The sequence below is a fragment of the Pseudarthrobacter sp. NPDC058119 genome (assembly GCF_042884655.1).
Classification (GTDB): Bacteria; Actinomycetota; Actinomycetes; order Actinomycetales; family Micrococcaceae; genus Arthrobacter.
On record NZ_JBHVTN010000003.1, the window covers coordinates 20,776 to 39,368 of the forward strand.

The 18,593-nt window shown below is 66.0% G+C and carries 23 protein-coding genes; 15 read left to right on the forward strand and 8 right to left on the reverse strand.

Going from position 1 to position 18,593, the window contains the following annotated elements; all coding sequences use genetic code 11:
* Positions 1 to 245 precede the first annotated feature (245 nt).
* The 4 genes from ACFVTD_RS07975 (at position 246) to ACFVTD_RS07990 (ending at position 3,087) form a co-directional block, all read left to right on the forward strand.
* Positions 246 to 989 (forward strand): GAF and ANTAR domain-containing protein, encoded by a 744-nt coding sequence (locus ACFVTD_RS07975; protein WP_387560605.1) that lies wholly within the window; start codon positions 246 to 248, stop codon positions 987 to 989.
* A gap of 95 nt (positions 990 to 1,084) precedes the next feature.
* On the forward strand, positions 1,085 to 1,468 hold the full coding sequence (locus ACFVTD_RS07980) for a response regulator transcription factor (RefSeq protein ID WP_387560608.1): 384 nt from the start codon (positions 1,085 to 1,087) through the stop codon (positions 1,466 to 1,468).
* Between the two features lie 159 nt (positions 1,469 to 1,627).
* Positions 1,628 to 2,002, forward strand: coding sequence for an ArsR/SmtB family transcription factor (locus ACFVTD_RS07985; RefSeq protein ID WP_387560611.1), 375 nt, complete (start codon positions 1,628 to 1,630; stop codon positions 2,000 to 2,002).
* On the forward strand, positions 1,999 to 3,087 hold the full coding sequence (locus tag ACFVTD_RS07990) for a cation diffusion facilitator family transporter (protein ID WP_387560614.1): 1,089 nt from the start codon (positions 1,999 to 2,001) through the stop codon (positions 3,085 to 3,087). The genes ACFVTD_RS07985 and ACFVTD_RS07990 overlap by 4 nt, the downstream gene beginning before the upstream one ends.
* Positions 3,088 to 3,154: 67 nt before the next feature.
* Here the strand turns inward: ACFVTD_RS07990 and ACFVTD_RS07995 are convergent, their stop codons facing one another.
* Both ACFVTD_RS07995 and ACFVTD_RS08000 read right to left on the reverse strand, forming a co-directional pair.
* Entirely contained in the window at positions 3,155 to 4,339 is a 1,185-nt protein-coding gene (locus tag ACFVTD_RS07995; protein WP_387560617.1) for a fatty acid desaturase family protein, read from the reverse strand.
* A gap of 13 nt (positions 4,340 to 4,352) precedes the next feature.
* Positions 4,353 to 5,450, reverse strand: coding sequence for a ferredoxin reductase (locus ACFVTD_RS08000; RefSeq protein ID WP_387560620.1), 1,098 nt, complete (start codon positions 5,448 to 5,450; stop codon positions 4,353 to 4,355).
* 202 nt (positions 5,451 to 5,652) lie between these two features.
* Between ACFVTD_RS08000 and ACFVTD_RS08005 the strand changes: the two genes are divergently transcribed.
* The 4 genes from ACFVTD_RS08005 (at position 5,653) to ACFVTD_RS08020 (ending at position 8,054) form a co-directional block, all read left to right on the forward strand.
* Positions 5,653 to 6,012: a YnfA family protein gene (locus ACFVTD_RS08005; protein ID WP_387560623.1), complete on the forward strand. Its 360-nt coding sequence runs from the start codon at positions 5,653 to 5,655 to the stop codon at positions 6,010 to 6,012.
* Positions 6,013 to 6,071: 59 nt separating this feature from the next.
* A complete protein-coding gene (lhgO, locus tag ACFVTD_RS08010) occupies positions 6,072 to 7,274 on the forward strand; it encodes an L-2-hydroxyglutarate oxidase (protein WP_387560626.1) in 1,203 nt (400 codons plus the stop codon).
* A 92-nt stretch (positions 7,275 to 7,366) separates the two neighbouring features.
* Positions 7,367 to 7,717, forward strand: a complete 351-nt coding sequence (locus ACFVTD_RS08015; protein WP_141161464.1) for a YidH family protein — start codon at positions 7,367 to 7,369, stop codon at positions 7,715 to 7,717.
* Positions 7,718 to 7,721: 4 nt separating this feature from the next.
* On the forward strand, positions 7,722 to 8,054 hold the full coding sequence (locus ACFVTD_RS08020) for a DUF202 domain-containing protein (protein WP_387560629.1): 333 nt from the start codon (positions 7,722 to 7,724) through the stop codon (positions 8,052 to 8,054).
* Here ACFVTD_RS08020 and ACFVTD_RS08025 read toward each other — a convergent pair.
* A complete protein-coding gene (locus tag ACFVTD_RS08025; protein ID WP_387561695.1) occupies positions 8,051 to 8,449 on the reverse strand; it encodes a hypothetical protein in 399 nt (132 codons plus the stop codon). The genes ACFVTD_RS08020 and ACFVTD_RS08025 overlap by 4 nt on opposite strands.
* Before the next feature lie 85 nt (positions 8,450 to 8,534).
* Here ACFVTD_RS08025 and ACFVTD_RS08030 point away from each other — a divergent pair, with 85 nt between their 5' ends.
* The 3 genes from ACFVTD_RS08030 (at position 8,535) to ACFVTD_RS08040 (ending at position 11,209) form a co-directional block, all read left to right on the forward strand.
* Positions 8,535 to 8,771, forward strand: coding sequence for a DUF2630 family protein (locus ACFVTD_RS08030; protein ID WP_387560631.1), 237 nt, complete (start codon positions 8,535 to 8,537; stop codon positions 8,769 to 8,771).
* Positions 8,771 to 9,565: a carbon-nitrogen hydrolase family protein gene (locus ACFVTD_RS08035; RefSeq protein ID WP_387560634.1), complete on the forward strand. Its 795-nt coding sequence runs from the start codon at positions 8,771 to 8,773 to the stop codon at positions 9,563 to 9,565. The genes ACFVTD_RS08030 and ACFVTD_RS08035 overlap by 1 nt, the downstream gene beginning before the upstream one ends.
* A 324-nt stretch (positions 9,566 to 9,889) precedes the next feature.
* Entirely contained in the window at positions 9,890 to 11,209 is a 1,320-nt protein-coding gene (locus ACFVTD_RS08040; RefSeq protein WP_387560637.1) for an ammonium transporter, read from the forward strand.
* An 8-nt stretch (positions 11,210 to 11,217) separates the two neighbouring features.
* Here the strand turns inward: ACFVTD_RS08040 and ACFVTD_RS08045 are convergent, their stop codons facing one another.
* Positions 11,218 to 11,844: a PadR family transcriptional regulator gene (locus ACFVTD_RS08045; protein WP_387560640.1), complete on the reverse strand. Its 627-nt coding sequence runs from the start codon at positions 11,842 to 11,844 to the stop codon at positions 11,218 to 11,220.
* A 177-nt stretch (positions 11,845 to 12,021) separates the two neighbouring features.
* Here ACFVTD_RS08045 and ACFVTD_RS08050 point away from each other — a divergent pair, with 177 nt between their 5' ends.
* Entirely contained in the window at positions 12,022 to 14,193 is a 2,172-nt protein-coding gene (locus ACFVTD_RS08050) for a transglycosylase domain-containing protein (protein ID WP_387560643.1), read from the forward strand.
* 34 nt (positions 14,194 to 14,227) lie between these two features.
* Here ACFVTD_RS08050 and ACFVTD_RS08055 read toward each other — a convergent pair whose 3' ends face one another.
* The 3 genes from ACFVTD_RS08055 to ACFVTD_RS08065 all read right to left on the reverse strand — a co-directional run bounded on the left by ACFVTD_RS08055 (position 14,228) and on the right by ACFVTD_RS08065 (position 15,814).
* Positions 14,228 to 14,821 (reverse strand): DUF1992 domain-containing protein, encoded by a 594-nt coding sequence (locus tag ACFVTD_RS08055; protein WP_387561698.1) that lies wholly within the window; start codon positions 14,819 to 14,821, stop codon positions 14,228 to 14,230.
* Positions 14,822 to 14,971: 150 nt separating this feature from the next.
* Positions 14,972 to 15,469, reverse strand: a complete 498-nt coding sequence (locus ACFVTD_RS08060; protein WP_387560646.1) for an SRPBCC domain-containing protein — start codon at positions 15,467 to 15,469, stop codon at positions 14,972 to 14,974.
* Positions 15,470 to 15,481: 12 nt separating this feature from the next.
* Positions 15,482 to 15,814: an ArsR/SmtB family transcription factor gene (locus ACFVTD_RS08065; protein ID WP_387560649.1), complete on the reverse strand. Its 333-nt coding sequence runs from the start codon at positions 15,812 to 15,814 to the stop codon at positions 15,482 to 15,484.
* Between the two features lie 91 nt (positions 15,815 to 15,905).
* On the opposite strand from ACFVTD_RS08065, the gene ACFVTD_RS08070 reads away from it, so the two are divergent.
* Positions 15,906 to 16,634: a Type 1 glutamine amidotransferase-like domain-containing protein gene (locus tag ACFVTD_RS08070; RefSeq protein ID WP_387560652.1), complete on the forward strand. Its 729-nt coding sequence runs from the start codon at positions 15,906 to 15,908 to the stop codon at positions 16,632 to 16,634.
* Positions 16,635 to 16,667: 33 nt separating this feature from the next.
* Here the strand turns inward: ACFVTD_RS08070 and ACFVTD_RS08075 are convergent, their stop codons facing one another.
* Positions 16,668 to 17,402: a GAF and ANTAR domain-containing protein gene (locus ACFVTD_RS08075; RefSeq protein ID WP_387560655.1), complete on the reverse strand. Its 735-nt coding sequence runs from the start codon at positions 17,400 to 17,402 to the stop codon at positions 16,668 to 16,670.
* A gap of 60 nt (positions 17,403 to 17,462) precedes the next feature.
* Here ACFVTD_RS08075 and ACFVTD_RS08080 point away from each other — a divergent pair, with 60 nt between their 5' ends.
* Positions 17,463 to 18,182: a GAF and ANTAR domain-containing protein gene (locus ACFVTD_RS08080; protein WP_387560658.1), complete on the forward strand. Its 720-nt coding sequence runs from the start codon at positions 17,463 to 17,465 to the stop codon at positions 18,180 to 18,182.
* Between the two features lie 10 nt (positions 18,183 to 18,192).
* The gene (locus ACFVTD_RS08085; RefSeq protein WP_387560661.1) at positions 18,193 to 18,582 is read left to right on the forward strand and encodes a hypothetical protein; all 390 of its coding nucleotides are present in this window, start codon (positions 18,193 to 18,195) and stop codon (positions 18,580 to 18,582) included.
* Positions 18,583 to 18,593 lie beyond the last annotated feature (11 nt).

Sequence of the window (18,593 nt, forward strand, 5' to 3'; positions counted from 1 at the left end):
AGGCAGCACCGGATCCCGCTTCATTGTGCCGGTTGGCCCCTGTCCGGCGCCAGTAAACGGCGTGACGGCCCGGGCGGGAATGGGATTCGCCCCACCGGGGAATGTATATACTCTGGTTATCGGTTTAGCAGCAGGCCGTTGGAAAGTTCGTCGATCCAGCGACCATCACCGGCTCCCCCACCCAACTGTGGGGCCCCGATGTGTTGCGGGCTCGTTTTGACCTGAACGAATGGCAACAAGAAACCGTGGCCGGCGAGTCAACAGCAAAAACCGATACATCCATCACCGAACACCTGCATGAACTGGTCCTCAACAGCTCCGACGTTGAGGACTTCCTTAACGAATTGGCACAGGTGTCCGCCCGCAGCCTTTCCGAGCCCGGCGACGAGATGCTGTGCGCCATTACCCTGCTCCGGAAGCGGAAGACAGCGACCATCGCCAGCAGCAGCCCGGAGGCAAAGTCCATCGGACGGCTCGAGCACCGGTTCACTGAGACCCCTAGCCTGACCGCATTCACGGCGCAGGAGACGGTCCACGCTCCGGACCTGGACGACGACGGACGCTGGCCGGACTACTCCCCTGCCGTCGTGGCAAAGGGGGTCCGTTCGGTTGCCGCCCTTCCCTTCAGGCTTGAAGGCGAAACCAAGGCGGCACTGCTGCTGTATTCCCGGCGCGCCCACCGCTTCGAGGGCCGGGTGCTGAAGTTCGCCGAGGATTTCGTCAGCCAAACGTCGCTGGCACTGCGCCTTGCAGTGCGCTTTGCGCATTACAGCGAGACGGCGGCCAACCTCCGCGCCACCCTGGAGTCCCGCACTGTCATCGACATGGCGGTGGGCATCATCATGGCCCAGAACCGGTGCAGCCAGGAGGACGCTTTCGCCATCCTGAAGACCGCGTCGAGCACCCGCAACACCAAGCTCCATGACGTGGCCGCGGCGGTAGTCAACGCCCTGGGCCAGGGGCCTGCGCGCACCCATTACGACGGCTAGGCCCTACGGCCTGCGGCATCCCTGCCCGCCCAGTAGAATGGTGCCAACTTTTCGCCGGGGGGCTCAATTTGGAACAGCAGCGTGTTTGCCTTGTCGTGGAGGATGACGACGATATCCGGGGCCTGATCTCCGTGGTCCTTGCCCGCGCGGGCTTCAAAGTCACCGCCGTGGCCACGGGCGCGGATGGCGTCGCCGCAGCGGCCGATCCCGCCATCGCCCTGGTCACCCTGGACCTTGGCCTTCCGGATATGGACGGGCACGTGGTGGCGCGCGCCATCCGTAACCTCACCACCGCACCCCTGCTGTTCCTCACCGCCCGCTCTGAGGAGGACGACGTCCTTGCCGGCATGGCCTCCGGGGCCGCCGGCTACCTCACAAAGCCCTTCCATCCGCTGGAATTGAAGAAGCTCGCGGGCCAACTGTGCCCGGTGGCGGCCCCCTCCCAGGAGCCGCACATGCCTGGCAAATCGCACTGCTGAGCCGGCCGCCTGGAACGGGGCATAGCCCCTCTGCGGCGTGAGCCCACAGCGGCCACCGCGGGTTTGCCGGTCTTTCCGGAACCGCAGCGGTCATTAGCAATGAAGCGGTCACCGTTGGAAAAGGCTGCATCGAGGCCCAAGCTATGGCACTATATGCGCATGAATGCAGATAAGAATGCTTGCTCCCTGGGTACTGACAGCCAGTACGTGGAGCTGGCCGTGGAGGTGTTCGCCATGCTCGCCGATGCCACCCGGGTGCGCATCATCCTCGCCCTCCGTGATGGGGAGATGGCGGTGGGCGCCCTTGCGGACGTGGTGGGCAAGTCCCCCGCCGCCGTATCCCAGCACCTGGCCAAAATGCGGCTGGCACGGATGGTGTCAACCCGCCAGGACGGAACCCGGGTGATGTACCGGCTGGAAAACGAACACGCCCGGCAGTTGGTGGCCGATGCCATCTTCCAGGCCGAGCATGCCCTCGGCGGGGAACCGGCCCACCACCGGATCGCCAACCACCACGCACGGAGCGCCTCATGAGCCGGCCGCACCAGGAGTCCACCCATACCCCCGGCCACGATCATGACCACCACGTCCATGGGGATCACGGGCACGATCATGACCACGACCATCACCACGGCCACGGGGATCACGACCACGACCACGACCATGACCACGACCACCATCACCACTCCGGCTTCAAGGGCTGGCTGTTCGAACTCTTCGTCCCGCACACGCATGACGCCGCCGATTCCATTGATGACGCCATGGAGGCCAGCAGTGAGGGTATCCGGGCGCTGAAGATCAGCATGTTCGTGCTGCTGGCCACCACCATGCTGCAGTTCCTGGTGGTCCTGTTCAGCAGCTCGGTGGCATTGCTGGCGGACACCATCCACAACTTTTCTGACGCCTTGACCGCGGTGCCCCTGTGGGTGGCCTTCGTCCTGGGGCGCAGGGCCGCCAACCGCCGGTACACCTACGGCTACGGGCGGGCTGAGGACCTGGCCGGCCTGTTCATCGTGGCGGTCGTGGCGCTCTCCGCCGTCGTGGCCGGTTGGCAGTCGGTTGACCGGCTGATCCATCCCGAGCCGCTGCAGAACCTGGGCTGGGTCATTGCCGCGGGCCTGATCGGTTTTGCAGGAAACGAGGCCGTGGCCATTTACCGCATCCGGGTGGGCCGCAGGATCGGTTCCGCCGCGCTGGTGGCAGACGGCGTGCACGCGCGGACCGACGGCTTCACCTCGTTGGCTGTGGTGATCGGCGCCGTGGGCGTCATGCTCGGTTTTCCGCTGGCGGACCCGATCGTCGGGCTTGTCATCTCCGCCGCCATCATGGTGCTGCTCTGGGGCACTGTCCGGAGCATCGGCCGGCGGCTGATGGACGGCATCGAACCGGACCTGGTATCGCGCGCACAGGTGGCACTGGAGGAGACGCCGGGCGTCCTCGCAGTCGGAAACCTGAAGCTGCGGTGGTCCGGCCACCGGCTGCAGGGATCGGCGCGGATCGAAGTCGCTGATACGGGGTTGGCGGAGGCGGAAGAGATCCTCGACCGCGCCGGGCACCGCCTCCGGCACGCACTGCCCAAGCTTGACCACATGCTCCTGGCTCCCGCCACGCGGCGGTAGCGGGCACCTAACGCAGAAGTGGCCCTGCCAGCCGGCGGGCCACTTCTGCGTTGATGGGATTTCCGGCCTAGGCCCGGGCAGCCTTTCCGGGCAGCGCCAGCTTGAAGACCTTGGCCCAGGACGAACCCACCTGCTTCAGGAGCGGGCCGGTGGTGTACTTCAGGCCGTAGCGCTGGCAGATTTCGCGGACCCTCGGCGCCACCTCCGCGTAACGGTTGGAGGGCAGGTCCGGGAAGAGGTGGTGCTCAATCTGGTGCGAGAGGTTGCCCGTCATGAGGTGCATGAACTTGGAGCCCGAGATGTTGGCGGACCCGATCATCTGGCGGACGTACCAGTCGCCGCGGGTTTCGCCGTCCACCATCTCTTCGGTGAAGGTGTCGGTGCCTTCCGGGAAGTGGCCGCAGAAAATGACGGCGTGCGCCCAGACGTTGCGGATCGCGTTGGCTGCGATGGTCCCGAAGAGGGCCTGCTTCGCGGAACCGGTCAGCATGGCAAGGGCAGGGGTGGCGGCGTAGTCCTTGGTGAACTGGGTGACCACCTTCTTGCCCAGGGCCTTGAGGTCCTTGAGCAGGGCCTCCTTGGACTTGGTGCCCTCCCGGTACTCGGTCAGCTCGAGATCATAGATGGCGATGCCCCATTCGAAGACCGGGGCGAGGATGGCGTTGAACAGCGGATTGGCCAGGTTGATGGGCTTCCACGGCTGCTGCTCGTCCATGCGCAGGAGGTTGTATCCGACGTCGTTGTCCTTGCCCACCACGTTGGTCCAGCGGTGGTGCAGGTCGTTGTGGGTGTGCTGCCAGGACCGGGACGGGGTGACGAAGTCCCATTCCCAGGTGGTGGAATGGATGTCCGGGTCCCGCATCCAGTCCCACTGGCCGTGCAGGATGTTGTGGCCCAATTCCATGTTTTCCAGGATCTTGGCCAGGCTCAGCAGCGTGGTGCCCGTGACCCAGGCGGCCTTGTTCTTCCCCACCAGCAGGGCGGCGCGGCCGGAGAGCTCCAGGCCGCGCTGGATCTTGATCATCCGCCGGATGTAGGCGGCGTCCTCCGCCCCGCGCTTGCCCAGGACCTCGTCCCGGATGGCGTCGAGCTCACGGCCCAGCTCAGCAACCTGTTCGTCGGTGAGGTGGGCGGCAGCGGGCGGCCGGACGGTGGGGCTTCCCGATTCGGCCAGTTTTCCGGGGCGGGTCCTGGAGGTGCCGGCGCTGGCACCTGCGGCGGCGGTGGTCTTCGTGGGTGAGATGACAGTCATACGGTACTGCTCCTCAGAGTTCGAGGTTGACGGGTCCGGCGGCTGCCGAAACACACGTTTGGATCAGTTGGCCGGGTTCGCCATGGATTTCCCCAGTGCGGAGGTCGCGGACCTGGCCTGCCAGCAGGGGAGTCAGGCAGCTGTGGCAGATCCCCATGCGGCAGCCGCTGGGCATCAGCACCCCGGCGTCCTCGCCGATGTCCAGGATGGGGGTGTCGCCGTCGGCCTCCACCTCGCGGTCTGAGGCCTCGAAGGTGACCAGGCCGCCATCGTGCCCCACGCCTGCGTTGAAGGTGGTGTTGAAGCGTTCGATCATCAGGTTGCCGGCATCGCCGGCCAGTGCGACGTCGGTCCCGGGGGCACGCGTGGTCAAGGCCGCGCGCTTCCACAGCGCCTCGGCGTCGTCCAGGAAGCTGTCCGGGCCGCAGGCGTAAGCTGCCCGCTCTTTCCAGTCGGGGCAGATCTCGTCCAGCTCGCGGGTGCTGGAGAAGTCCATCCGGCCCTGCTCTCCGGTGTACCAGTGCGCCAGGCGGAAATTGGGGAATTGGTCTGCGAGCTCTGCCAGTTCTTCACGGAACAGGCTGTCACCGGGCGTGCGCGCCGAGTGGACCAGGACGACGTCGGCATCCGGACGCCGCGGCACGAGGGTGCGGATCATGGACATCACCGGAGTTATGCCGCTGCCGGCGGTGACCATGAGGAGGGGCCGGGGGTGCTCCGGAAGGACGAAGTCCCCCTGCGGCGGGGCCAGGAACAGGACGTCACCGGGCTTGGTGGTGCGCACCAGGGTTCCGGAGACGGCACCGACGTCGGTGACGGTGATGGCCGGGTCCTTGCCCGCGGGGGCGCTGAGTGAGTAGGAGCGCCAGTGGCGGACCCCGTTAAGTTCGACGCCGATGCGGGCCCACTGCCCGGCAAGGTGTGCCTTCCAGCCACGGCCGGGACGGAAGAAGATGGTGGCCGACTGCGCGGTTTCCTGGACCACCCGGGTGACCACGCCGCGGAGCTGCCGGGCCGAGTACACGGGGTTGAAAAGCGAGAGAACGTCTTCCGGCGCCAGGGGCGTGGTCAGCACGCTTGCCGCCTGCGCCAGCTGTCGTAACCGGATCATGCGTCAAAGCCTAGGGCGGCGCGAGCCATATTTCTCTCTCTCCGTCATATGACCGTTCAGCAGTCACAGTGTAGTTGGGCGCGCGAAGCCCCCACACCGCACTTAAAGAGTAACGGTTCGGTCTCGCAAAAGGTTCCCTGGGTCTTATCGGCACCATCAAAGGCCGGGACTCCGCCGCATTCCCGGCTGGGATGATGGCTGCGTGGGTATTCCGGGCGAGACTGTCAATATTTTCAAGACCATCGTGCTGTTCGTACTGGCTGCTGCGGCTGAAATAGGCGGGGCCTGGCTGGTGTGGCAGGCAGTGCGCGAAGGCAAGGACTGGTGGTGGGCCGGGCTTGGCGTGATCGCGCTGGGCGCCTACGGTTTCGTGGCCACGCTCCAGCCCGATGCCCATTTCGGCCGGATTCTGGCGGCGTATGGCGGCGTATTCGTTGCCGGTTCCTTGGCCTGGGGCATGGCCTTTGACGGCTTCCGCCCGGACCGGTGGGACGTCGCCGGGTCCCTGGTCTGCCTCCTGGGGGTTGCCGTGATCATGTTTGCTCCCCGCAGCGGCGGATAGCCAGGGGTACGCGGGCAGCGGCAGTGGCTAAAATCTAGCCACGACGAAAGGCGGGACCTGTGGACCGGGTGGACTACTGCGTTATCGGCGGCGGAATCGTGGGACTGGCAACCGCCTACCAGCTGCTGCGGAAGCAACCGGGAGCTTCGCTGGTCCTGCTTGAAGCCGCGGAGTCCCTGGCCTCACACCAGACCGGACACAACAGCGGCGTCATCCACTCCGGCATCTACTATGCCCCGGACAGCCTCAAGGCACGGTTCAGCAAGGTGGGCTCGCAGCAAACCAAGGAATTCTGCCGGGAGCACGGCATCAGGTACGCCGAGCCGGGCAAGCTGCTGGTGGCAACGTCCGCCGTGGAGCTGGACAGGCTGGACCGCCTGGAGGAACGCGCGGCTGTCCATGGGCTGGAACGCGAGCGCCTTGGCCGGGGCGAACTCAACCGGCGCGAACCCAACGTTTCAGGCCTGGGCGCCCTGTTCATCCCCAGCACCGGGATCGTGGACTACCAGGAGGTGGCGCAGAAACTGGCAGAACTCATTTCCGCTGCCGGCGGCCGGGTGGTCACCGGGGCCAGGGTGGGCTCAATCGTGGAGCATTCGGACCGCGTGGACGTGGGCACAGCCCAGGACCTCTACTCCTGCCGCCGCCTGGTGGCCTGCGCTGGCCTGCAGTCGGACCGCCTCGCCGAACTGGCCGGAATGAAGATCGATGTGCAGATCATCCCCTTCCGCGGAGAATATTTTGAACTGCCGGACGCCAAGTCGGACTACGTTACGCACCTCATCTACCCGGTGCCGGACCCGGACCTGCCTTTCCTGGGGGTGCACCTGACTCCCACCATCCACGGCAGCATCACGGTGGGACCCAACGCTGTGCTGGGCCTGTCCCGGGAGGGCTATCCCAAGTTCTCGGTGGACCTCAGGGACGTGGGCCGCTATGTGCGCTTTCCGGGGTTGTGGCATGTGGCGCGGTCCAATGCCGCCACCGCTGTGCGCGAGGTCCGCAACTCGCTGTTTAAGGGAAGCTACCTTCAGGAGTGCCGCAAATACGCCCCGGGGCTGGCCAAAGCGGACCTGCTGCCGTTCGAGGCAGGCATCCGCGCGCAGGCTGTGCGCCGGGACGGAACGCTCCTCCACGACTTCCTGCTGGCGGAGACAGACCGGATGATCCACGTACTGAACGCTCCCTCCCCTGCCGCAACTGCTGCCCTGCCCATTGGGGATCACCTGGCCGGCAAAGCGGCGCTCCGCCACGCGTCCTGACCGGCGGGCGCTCCCCGGCCCGCGGCTAAACTGGCCCGGTGATCAACAGTGAGCAGCCCCCCAAGCCCGCCGTCCCGCCGTCGCGCGGAAGAATGGCCGAACGGCTGCTGCCCGGCGGCGAAGAACCGGACCCTCGCTTCACGCTGGCGAACGAACGCACTTTCCTGGCCTGGATCCGGACATCGCTGGCCCTGCTCGCAGGCGGAATCGCCATCGAGGCTTTCACCTCCGGCCTCTTCATCGAACCCGTCCGGAAAGGCCTGGCAATTTTGTTGCTGCTGCTGGGCATGATGCTCAGCGGTGGTGCCGCCCTGCGGTGGCTCCGGGTGGAACGGAGCATGCGCAACAAGGCGCCGCTGCCGCTGCCGCTTTTTGTGCCCCTGTTGGCCGGGGCAGGCGCGCTGGCCGCCGCCGTCGTGCTGGTCTTCATCCTCTGGCGCTGACCCTGTGGCATCACGCGCACCCAACCCGCACGGCGATCCCGGCCTCCAGCCCGAGCGGACCGCCCTCGCCTGGGGGCGGACCATGCTGGCGCTGGCCACGGCGAGCGCTTTCTTCCTTCGCTGGCTCCCCACCTACGGCGCGCCCATCCTGATGCTGCCGGTGATCTCCGGCAGCGCTGCCCTTGCCATCTACCTCACCCAGCGCCGCCGCTACCGGGCCAGGTCCCACGGCCTGGCAGGGGAAAGCATCGAAGCCGACCTGCCCGCCGTCCTTTGGACTGCCTTTGCTGGCGTTGCGCTGGGATGCATGGGAATTCTGGTGGTCCTGGTCAGCTAGAACATCGGCAGGACGAAACCGGCCAGCAGCGCCACGGCGCCGATTGCCGTCAGGCAGCGGCCCAGGACCGAGGCCGTCCTGCCTGCCTCCTCCGGCCTGGTGGTCTGCCACTGCGTCGGGCGCTTGGGGTGGTAATAGATGGGCAGGGTGTCGCCCGCGGCCAAGTCCCTGATGTCGTAGGGGGACATGGGGGCGTGGTGCACCTGGTGCTTGCGGTCGAACCAGCGGAAGCCCACTCCGGTGGAATCCGAGTACACCACGGCCTCGGCAACGTCCCAGGGATGCACGAAGCGGCGAAGGAATCCGGTGTAGAAGAGCAGCCCAAGCCCCGCGGGCAGGCACAACCAGGTCAGCACTTCCAGGATGGGACCTGCCATATCGAGCGCAGTGGGCATGAAGTTGATGGTACAGCTCAAGGGCTGGCTCCTTCAGCACCGGGTACGTACGCTGAAGGGGACCGGACCGGAGTAAGGGGAAACCATGAATGATCAGGACATTTTGACGCACATCCAGGCCCTGGTGGAGGAGGAACACTCGCTGCGCGAAGGCACGGGTGACGGGCAGGCGCCAGATCAGGCACGGCTGAAGTACGTGGAAGAAAGCCTGGACCAGTGCTGGGACCTGCTGCGCCAACGGCGGGCCAAGAAGGATTCGGGCGAGAACCCGAACGACGCCGAGGCACGCCCCATCAGCGAAGTGGAGGGTTACAGGCAGTAATGCGGATTGCAGTAGCGCAGATCATCAGCGGTGCCGACCCCGCCGCCAACCTGGAACTCGTCTGGGAGTACGCCGCCCAGGCCAAGAACGCCGGGGCACGGCTGGTGGTCTTTCCCGAGGCGACCATGCGCGCCTTTGGCCATTCCCTGAAGGACATCGCCGAGCCCGTGGACGGGCCTTGGGCCGGCGAGGTGCGCAGGATCGCCGCTGAGTTGGAGATCACCATCGTGGCCGGCATGTTCACGCCGGGTAAGGACGGCCGGGTCCGTAACACTCTCCTGGTCACCGGACCCGGGGTGGAGGCTTCCTATGACAAGGTCCACCTTTTTGACGCCTTTGGTTTCACGGAATCAAGAACGGTGGACGCCGGGGAGGCCCCGGTGACGTTCGAGTTGGATGGGACCGTGTTCGGCCTGGCCACCTGCTACGACGTCCGTTTCCCGGGACTGTTCACAGCGAACGCCAATGCAGGCGCCCAGGTGAACATCGTGTGCGCATCATGGGGTGCAGGTCCCGGCAAGGCCGACCAGTGGGACCTGCTGGTCCGGGCCCGGGCGCTGGACAGCACCACCTTCGTGGTGGCGTGCGGCCAGGGCGATCCGCAAACGGTGGGCGCCGGCCCGGCGGGCACCGCGCCCACCGGAATCGGGCACAGCGCGGTGGTCACGCCCTTGGGGAAGCCCGTGGTGGCCCTGGGCGGGAAGCCCGAACTCGCCGTCGTCGACATCGATCCGTCAACCGTGGAGGAAGTCCGGGCCACCCTGCCGGTCCTGGCCAACGCCCGCACCTTCTAGCGGGTGAGGTGCCGTTCACGGCGCCGAAACAGGCGGCACCACGGACGTGCGACGGCGGACCTCACCTGCTGCGGGCCCTTCCGGCCTGCGGCGGCGGGGAAGGGGCCGGGTCCAGGGACGCTGCAGACGGCAGCGGAGGAGAAGCCGTTTACATGCCTGAAACATAGCTGATACGTGAACTTCACGCATGGGCGATTTGTGTAACGTGGCCGCAACTTTAGGCGGCATTGGTTGAAACACACGCCGCGAAAAATGGATCCCGGGGGAAATACGGCGGGGCCAAACGGGTCCCGCACCACGTTCACATCGCGAAGGGACCCACCGGTGGAAATCACTGCCCAACACGTCTGGCTGATGATTTCGGCCGCAATGGTCCTCCTGATGACCCCCGGGCTCGGCCTTTTCTACGGCGGCATGACCCGCGCCAAGGCCGCCCTGAACATGATCATGATGAGCTTCATCTCGGCGGGGATTGTCGGCGTGGTCTGGGTCCTCTGGGGCTACTCGATGACCACCGGGAACGGCATCCTGGGACTGTTCGGCAACCCCTTCACCAGCTTTGGCCTGCAGGACCTGATGGGTTCACCGGACCTCCTCAAAGCCGGTTACAGCGCCACCTTCGCCATTGTCACTGTGGCCCTGATCAGTGGCGCCATCGCCGACCGGGCCAAGTTCAGCGCCTGGGTCCTGTTCGTGCCCGTATGGATCACCCTCATCTACTGCCCCCTCGCCTACATGATCTGGGGCGGCGGGCTGATGAGCGCAGGCGGGGCTGTCACGGACATCTTCGGCCAGGTCATTGATTTCGCCGGCGGCGCCGTGGTGGAAATCAGTTCGGGAACAGCAGCCCTGGTACTGGCGGTCATTGTTGGCCAGCGCCACGGATTCGCGAAGGACCCCAACCACCGCCCCCACAACCTGCCCTTCATCATGCTCGGCGCGGCAATCCTGTGGTTTGGCTGGTTCGGCTTCAACGGTGGAGCTGCCACCAGCGTGGAACAGGCCGGCCTGATCTGGATCAACACCCTGGTGGCTCCTGCCGCGGCCATGCTGAGCTGGCTGGTCACCGAAAAAATCCGCCACGGACACCCGACCTCCCTGGGTGCAGCCTCCGGCGTGGTGGCGGGGCTGGTGGCCATCACCCCTTCCTGCGCCAACATCAGCCCGGTGGCCGCTATCGGCCTGGGCCTGGTAGCCGGAGCCGCCTGCTGCGTGTTCGTGGACCTCAAGTACCGATTCGGCCTTGACGACTCCCTGGACGTGGTGGGTGTCCACCTTGGCGCCGGCCTCATCGGCACCCTCTCGCTGGGGTTCATCGCCCTCCCGGTGAACGGCCAGGGCGGCGGCCTCTTCTACGGCGGCGGTGTCCAGCAGCTCATCGCCCAGGTGGCCGCAGTGGTCATCACCCTCCTGCTGTCCGGGGTTGGAACCGCGGTCATCGCCCGGGTCATCCACAAGACTGTCGGCTTCCGTGTCAGCCACGAGGCCGAGACCGCCGGCGTGGACCTCGCCGAGCACGCAGAGACCGCCTACGCCTTCGGTGAGATCGGAGCCGGCTTCAACCCCCTGCGCCACGCCGCCGCCCACATTCCAACAGCTCCAGCTCCCGCTGAACGGCACGCCAAGGAAGACTCCTTCGCGTAAGTCCGGCCCTAATCCGCAAGGATCTTGTAGAGCGCGCGGCGCGTTTCGTCCAACTTCTCCATCGCGGCAGCCCGCTGCTCCTCGCTCACTCCGGTGCGGAACTGATGGATGGCGCCCATGAGCTTGGCAATGCTCTGGTGGAAGTCCCTGTCGGCACTGTCCGGTTCAGCGTTCCAGGCGTTCTCCATCTCCTCAGCGTGTTCGGCGACGTAGGCTTTGCCGGCGTCCGTCAGCGCAAACTCTGTTCCACGGCCCTCACCAACGGCCTCGATCAGCCCCTCGTCCACCAACTGCTGGAGCGTGGGATAGATGGATCCCGGGCTGGGACGCCACATTCCGCCGGTCTTCGCCGCGATGGTCTTGATCAGCCCGTAACCATTGGACGGGGCCTCTCCCAGGAGTGAGAGGATGGCCGCACGGACATCGCCCCGGCTGGCCCTCCGTCCGCCGCGTCCAAAACCCGGACCAAACCCGGGACCGAAGCCGGGGCCGAACCCAGGACCAAAATTGGGACCGAACCCCGGGCCAAAGCCGGGCCCGCGGTGGCCGTGCGGCCCCCGGCGGCCCCTCTCCCGCTCAAACCGGCCGTTGCCGAATTCCGGGCCCTCGTGTTTTTCTTCGAATATGCCTTTCATGGTGGCATCGTCCTTTCAGTATCGGTTTATCGCTGCTATTTCAGCGATAGTTAACGATATGTCGGTAGCTATCACTGGTCAATAGGGTGGCGTGACCAAATCCTGACCTTCAAGGACCTGTTCCACCCCTTGGCAGGAGCGTATTCTGGTCGCACCTTCGAGCACGGGGGCTGAGGAATGGCAAAGAGGCGGAAGCGCAGGCGCGGTTTTGGTGCAGCCCTGGGAAGGGTCCTGGGGTTCCTCGCAGCGAGTGTCATGTGCGGCGTGCTGGCAGCCAGCCTGGTGGTCCCGGCCGTGGCGGCGGCGGGCATGGGGGTCAGTTCGTCCATTGGCTTCTTTGAAAGCCTGCCCGCGGAACTGACAGTCCAGCCTCCGTCGCAGGCCACCAAAGTCCTGACCTCCGACGGGCAGGCAATCGCCACCTTCTACGCCGAAAACCGCGTCAAGGTTCCGCTGGACCAGATGTCGCCCTTCATCAAGGACGGCATCATCGCCATCGAAGACAGCAGGTTCTACATCCACGCCGGAGTGGATCCGCAGGGCATCCTGCGCGCGCTGGTGTCCAACCTGACCAAGGGCGGCGAGCAAGGCGCGTCCACCATCACACAGCAATACGTCACCAACGTACTGAACGAGGCGCAACTCTCGCAGGACAGGCCGGACGCGGTGGTGCTTAACGGGCAGAAGAACTTCGGCGACAAACTGCGTGAAATGAAGCTCGCCATCGCACTGGAGAAGAAGTACACCAAGGACCAGATCCTCGAGGGCTATCTCAACATCGTGTTTTTCAGCAGCAACGCCTACGGGATTGAAGCCGCGGCACGCTACTTCTTCAGCACCACCGCGAAGGACCTGACCTTGCCCCAGGCCGCGTTGCTGGCCGGGCTGGTCAACAGCCCCACCCTGTACAACCCGGCCACCAATCCAGACAAGTCGATCGTGCGCCGGAACCAAGTCCTTTCCGAGATGCTGCGCCTGCAGAAGATCACGCAGGCCCAGTATGACGCAGCAGTGGCCACCCCCATCGAGTTGAAGATCACCCCGCAGCAGCAGGGCTGCGCCAATGCCGCGATGGCGCCCTACTTCTGCGACTACATTTCCCATCTGATCCTGAACAACCCCGCCTACGGCGCCACCGAGGCTGAGCGCGAGCGGAGGCTGTACCGCGGCGGCCTCACCATCGTCACCACCCTGGACAGCAGGCTCCAGGCCGCCGCCCAGGCCCAGGTGGACGGGACAGCAGGCGCAAATCCGGACCGGTGGGCAGCCTCGCTCCTGACCCTGCAGCCGGGCAGCGGCAAGATCCTGGCCATGGCCCAGAACACGGTATTCCTGCCCCAACCGGGCAAGTTCGATACCAACCTGAACTTTAACGTGGACGCCAAGGACGCGCAGGGCAACGACCTCAACGGCGCCGGCGGGTTCCAGCCGGGCTCCACCATGAAGCCCTTTACCTTCGCGGAGTGGTTGAACGAGGGCAAGGCGCTTACCGCGGAAGTGGATGCCTCACGCAGGGTCTATCCCCTGGGTTTCCCGTGGAAGGACAGCTGCGGGAAGGTGCTGGGAGCCTACAGCACGGCGCAGGCCAACCCGGCCCTTGGCGCTGCCGATGACCTGCAGAACGCCGAGGACGGCTTCTACCGACCGATGCCCGTCAACTATGGCCTGTACAACTCCATCAACACCGCCACGTTCGCCTCCGCAGCCCAGCTCGATTTTTGCGGCATCCAAAAAATGGTGGACTCCGTGGGCCTGCACAGTGGGTTGGACAGCGCCCCCGTCAACATGCACCAGCTGGGCAACCTCCTGGGCGGCACGGGCGTGGCTCCGCTTACCCTGGCGAACGCCTTTGCCACCTTCGCCACAGAGGGCCGCTACTGTGCGCCGATCGCCCTGGCCGAGGTAACCGATGCGGCAGGGGTCAAACTGCCCGCCCAGGCCCCCGACTGCCGCGACGCCGTCAAGCCCGACGTGGCCCGCGGCGTCAACTCAGTGCTCCAGGACGTCCTGAAGAAGGGGTCCGGTGTCTGGATCAACCCGAAGGTACAGGACAAAGTGCCCACCGCCGCCAAGACCGGAACCTCCAACAACAACGGGTCCACGTGGGTGGTGGGCTACACCTCCGGCCTTGTCACGGCGTCCTTCTTCGGCGATGCACTGGAAGGCCAAAAACGGGCAGGGCAGAACGTGACCATCAACGGCACGTTCTATCCCCGCCTTGACGGGTACATGATTGCCGGGCCGCAGTGGGCCAACTACATGCTCAAGGTGGCACCGCTGTATCCCGCAGCCCCGTTCGCGCCACCGCCGGCTTCGATGATTGGGCCCAATCCCAACTACAGGCCGTAGGCACGTGGCACTTCCTGGTGGATCTGGATGCGACCTAGCCCGCTCCTTTCCACAGCCGCTTCCACCACGAGCGTTCCGGTTCCGGCACAACAGGATCCTCCACTGCCCGCGCGGCCCTGCGGCTGCGCCAAAGCTCCACTTCCCCGTCCACGTCACGGGTCTTGGTGACAACCGGCGGCCCGCCCTGCAGCTGCCGGCGGGCGTCGATCACGCGCCGGTTGAAATCCTGCAGGATGTCCCGGACCTGCTGCTCGGTGTACTGGGCGTCCAGCCTGGCGTCGAGTTCGGCGTCCTCAGCGCGGAGCAGGATGGCCGCGGGGCCCAGCCCGCTGATGTTCTCCCGCTGGATCAGCCCCTTCACCCACCAGTCGGGATCGTACGACTCGCCCAGGCCGGGAATTGGCTTGCCCGCATACTTCAGGTTGTCGAACTTGCCCTGCGCCATGGCATCGCGGACCAGGTATTCCGCGCGGGCGGCATCACTGACTTTCCTGCGCTTTTCCCGCTCCTGCGCGTCGAGGGCATCCAGCGCGGCTTCCTCCTCGGCGCTGATGGCGGCGCCACGGTATGACCGCACCTCGGCCGCCCGCTCCAGGCGCCTGCGGAAATCCCCTGCCCCGCCGCTCATCGCTGCCACCGCCTTCCCTCGCCGGGTCCCAACCTCCAGTATTCAGCGGCCGGCCTGCGCGTTCAACGCCCGGGGCGGGCGGACGACGACGGAACGTCCCGCCGTCGTCCGCCCACTTGCGCCGTGGCAAAGGTGGTGGGGGTTGAAATGTCAAGCGTTGGCGTGCTCGGCAAGTATGCCGTCGATCTGGCCGACCGCTTCCTTGAGGCCCTCCTCCATGCCCATTGCCATCATCTGCTCCAACTGCTCCTCGGACTCGAACTTCGAGTGGATGGTCATGCGGGTCCGCTCCCCCAGCGGTTCCAGGCTGACCGTGGCGTGGCTGATGCCGAACTCCCCGGTGGGGTTGCCGTCGCTGTCCGCAAAACCGTCGTCGAACTCAAGCTGGCGCGGCGAGTCGATGCTGGTGAACTCCCACCAGCCGTGGGCCTTGTCCCCTTCGGGGCCGGTCATGTAGTAGCTGGCGCGGCCGCCCGGAACAAAGTCGTGCTTGTAGAAGGTGGCCGGATAGGTGGGCGGACCCCACCAGCGCTCCAGCTGCCGCGGGTCCTCGAAGAGCTGCCAGACGCGTTCCACGCCGGCGTCGAACTCGGCAACGAGGGTGAGGCTCAGGGCCTCGGGGTTCTTATCCGTACTGATGACTGTCATGGCATTGCCTTCCTAACCTTCAGTGAGAATCCGGGCCATCCGGTCGGCGCGCTGCCGCCAGACTTGTTCATAGTCCTCGAGCAGCCGGCGGGCTTCCTGGAGTCCTTCATGGTTGCCCCGCACGATCTGTTCCCTTCCGCGCTTTTCCTTGGTGACGAGGCAGGCGCGCTCCAGCACCGCCACATGCTTTTGGACGGCGGCGAAGCTCATGGCGTAGAGGGCGGCGAGCCCGGAGACTGAGGACTCTTCGACGGTCACCCGGCGGACAATGTCTCGGCGGGTGGAATCGGCGAACGCCTGGAAGAGGCGGTCCAGTTCGGCCTCACGGAGCTGATCTACAACCATTTGGTTGTACGATATCCCCCGGGCGAGCCCAAGTCAAAGGCTTCTTCCATCTTCCCCGCAGGGCGGTTCGGAGCCAGGTATCTTGAAGCCCATGAGCATCTTCCTTGCGGGGGCAGGCCCTGATCCACTGGGCTTTCCGGCCGTCTTTGACCAGTTTGCGGATGCCATCAGCCGGCATGCTGCACCCGGCCGGGCTGCCCGGATTGCCGTGGCTGTGCATCACCGCGGCGGGAGCCTGGAGGAGCTCATGGAGCCCTGCTCGGCTCCACTCCAGGCCAGGCTGGGCTGCGGGATCGTGGCCATCCCGCTCGGCGGGGGCACGCCGGCGGATCCAGCCGCATTCGATGGCGTGGACGGCGTGGTGGTGGGGGGCGGGTTGACGCCGGCCTATTGGGAAGGCCTCCGCCCCGCGGCCGCCGCCCTTTCCCGCCTGGTGGCCGCCGGCAGCCCCTACCTGGGGTTTTCCGCCGGGGCCATGGTGGCGCCGCGCCGCGCACTGATCGGCGGCTACCAGATCAACGGTGTGGACGTGTGCGGGGAGGAATGCTCGGAAGGCCTGGAGGCTGTGGAGGTCCGGGCGGGCCTGGGAGTGGTGCCGTTCGCGGTGGATGTCCACGCCGCGCAGGCGGGAACGGTAAGCCGCGCAGTGGGCGCCGTGGCGGCGGGCCGGGTGGAGTGGGCGGTCGCCATTGATGAGGACACGGCAGTGGTGCTGGAACCAGGCGGCGCTGATGGGTACCGGGTCATCGGCAGCGGCAACGCCTGGGACATCCGCAAGGCAGCCAATGGCGCCGTCGTCTCCATCCGCGCCGGCACCTGACGGGGCCAGGACAGTTGGCAACCCAGTCGCAGGCTAGGAGTCGAAGTGGGTCTGGACACTGCCTCCGGAGAGCTGTTCGATCAATTCCCTGGCCACGTCCCTCAGCTTCCGGTTCCGGTTGCTGGAGACTTTGGTGAGGATTTCCATCGCTTCCTCCTGCGAACACCGGTTTTGCGCCATAATGACGCCGCAGGCCAGGTTGATGGCAGTCCTGCTTTCCAGGGCGGCCTCCAGGTCATCAGCCCTGTTCTGCGCCGTGCTGATGCGGACCGAAAGGTGCAAGGTGTTGTGGGCAGCAGCCGCGAAGCCCGCTGCCTTGTCGTAAACGTCCGCCGTGAACACTCCCGGCCGTGTGGCGAAAAAGTTCAGGGCGGCGCTGGCCTCGCCGCTGATCTCCAGTGGAACGCCCAAGGTGCTGTGCACGCCCCGCTTCACCAGTTCCTGGTTGTATATGGTCCACCGGCTGTCCCGCGCGACGTCGTCAATCAGCACGGGCGCCATCTCGCGCAGCGCCCTGATGCAGGGTCCGTCCCCCAGCGCCTGCTCGATGAGGTCCAGTTCCAGGGCCTTGGCGCTGCTGCCGGCCGCAGTCGTGGGGCGCCGCCGAAGCTTCAGGGTGACTGCGCACTCGACATCATCCCCGGCTGCCTCGGAGACGGCAGCTGCCGCCATCCCCGAGAGTCCGGAGAGGAATTCCACGGCATCCTCGGCACCTACCAGGACCTCCTGGAGGTGCTGGACCGTTACACTCTTGGCAGGATTCAGCATGGGGTTCATCTTACGGTTCCCCGCCCCTGCGCGGCAGCGGAATGGGCTTATGCTGGGGGCATGGCGCAGCAACTTCCGCTTGATGAACTCGGCACTGTCATTGCGCGCATCCAGGGCCTGCTGCTGACCGAGGAAAAGGTCACAGACGCTGTCCAGTACCTGGCCCTCGCCGCCAAGGAATCCGTGACGGGAACCATCGGTGCCGGGGTGTCGCTGCTGGATGCCCGGGGAAGGCGGACCAGCAGCGGCTACACCGATAAGACGGTGGAACTGGCCGACGCGGCCCAGTACCAGCACGGTGAGGGTCCCTGCCTGACAGCGTGGGCCACGGAGTCGCCAGTGCTGGTGCAGGACCTCCGGGGCGACGGGCGTTGGCCGGCGTGGCAGGCAGCAGTCCGGCACCTTCCGATCCGCTCAGTTGTCAGTGTCCCGCTCCTTGCGGGCAAGGAGTCCATTGGCGCACTGAAACTGTATGCGGCAACCGCTGGGGTGTACGGCCCCTCCAGTCCGGGACTGGTGGAACTCTTCGCTGCCCCCGCGGCCACCTTGATCTCACACATCCAGGCCACCGAAGCTCCCCACCGGATGACGGAGGCGCTGCAGGCATCCCTCTACAGCCGGGATTTGGTCAACCGCGCGTGCGGCGTGCTTATGGAACGGCATGGGCTCACCCACGGAGAGGCGCTGCAGCAACTTATGCGGAAAGCACGTGAAACCGGCAGTCCGCTGCAGGACATCAGCGCCTCGATATTGGCCGGGACGCCGGCCCTCCGGGACTAGGAACGGCCCTGTGGGCTTCGATCCGAATGAGCCGGAACAGCGGCGTCGGCTCCGGGCGGCAATGAAGGCAGCAGACATCTCCCCTTCCGCCCTGTGGTTGAAGTATTTCAGCCTGTCCGGCGATGCGGGCGAATATGAGGTGGAGGCCTATCTGCAGGGGTTGCTCTCGCTGCCGGCAATCCAGCGCGACCTGCTGGCGCTGGCCGCCAACGAACTCATCGACGACCTGCCACGCCCCCACGCCCCCTACTCCGACGACTTCGGCACGGACCAACCCGATGATGGATCCGCTGCGGACCAGCCAGACACTGAGAACGTGGAGGGCCGGGGAAACCGGGCGGAGGCAGAGCGGGACAACGACGGCGGCAGCGAACCGGGGACGACGACGGCGGGTCCGTAGGCGGGCAGGCT

Excerpts from the sequence above, each read along its gene's own strand:
- ACFVTD_RS07985 (WP_387560611.1), top strand. The coding sequence starts at position 1,628 with ATGAATGCAGATAAGAATGCTTGCTCCCTGGGTACTGACAGCCAGTAC.
- ACFVTD_RS07990 (WP_387560614.1), top strand. The coding sequence starts at position 1,999 with ATGAGCCGGCCGCACCAGGAGTCCACCCATACCCCCGGCCACGATCAT.
- ACFVTD_RS07995 (WP_387560617.1), bottom strand. The coding sequence starts at position 4,339 with ATGACTGTCATCTCACCCACGAAGACCACCGCCGCCGCAGGTGCCAGC.
- ACFVTD_RS08000 (WP_387560620.1), bottom strand. The coding sequence starts at position 5,450 with ATGATCCGGTTACGACAGCTGGCGCAGGCGGCAAGCGTGCTGACCACG.
- ACFVTD_RS08015 (WP_141161464.1), top strand. The coding sequence starts at position 7,367 with ATGGCCGAACGGCTGCTGCCCGGCGGCGAAGAACCGGACCCTCGCTTC.
- ACFVTD_RS08025 (WP_387561695.1), bottom strand. The coding sequence starts at position 8,449 with ATGCCCACTGCGCTCGATATGGCAGGTCCCATCCTGGAAGTGCTGACC.
- ACFVTD_RS08030 (WP_387560631.1), top strand. The coding sequence starts at position 8,535 with ATGAATGATCAGGACATTTTGACGCACATCCAGGCCCTGGTGGAGGAG.
- ACFVTD_RS08035 (WP_387560634.1), top strand. The coding sequence starts at position 8,771 with ATGCGGATTGCAGTAGCGCAGATCATCAGCGGTGCCGACCCCGCCGCC.
- ACFVTD_RS08045 (WP_387560640.1), bottom strand. The coding sequence starts at position 11,844 with ATGAAAGGCATATTCGAAGAAAAACACGAGGGCCCGGAATTCGGCAAC.
- ACFVTD_RS08050 (WP_387560643.1), top strand. The coding sequence starts at position 12,022 with ATGGCAAAGAGGCGGAAGCGCAGGCGCGGTTTTGGTGCAGCCCTGGGA.
- ACFVTD_RS08055 (WP_387561698.1), bottom strand. The coding sequence starts at position 14,821 with ATGAGCGGCGGGGCAGGGGATTTCCGCAGGCGCCTGGAGCGGGCGGCC.
- ACFVTD_RS08060 (WP_387560646.1), bottom strand. The coding sequence starts at position 15,469 with ATGACAGTCATCAGTACGGATAAGAACCCCGAGGCCCTGAGCCTCACC.
- ACFVTD_RS08065 (WP_387560649.1), bottom strand. The coding sequence starts at position 15,814 with ATGGTTGTAGATCAGCTCCGTGAGGCCGAACTGGACCGCCTCTTCCAG.
- ACFVTD_RS08070 (WP_387560652.1), top strand. The coding sequence starts at position 15,906 with ATGAGCATCTTCCTTGCGGGGGCAGGCCCTGATCCACTGGGCTTTCCG.
- ACFVTD_RS08075 (WP_387560655.1), bottom strand. The coding sequence starts at position 17,402 with ATGCTGAATCCTGCCAAGAGTGTAACGGTCCAGCACCTCCAGGAGGTC.
- ACFVTD_RS08080 (WP_387560658.1), top strand. The coding sequence starts at position 17,463 with ATGGCGCAGCAACTTCCGCTTGATGAACTCGGCACTGTCATTGCGCGC.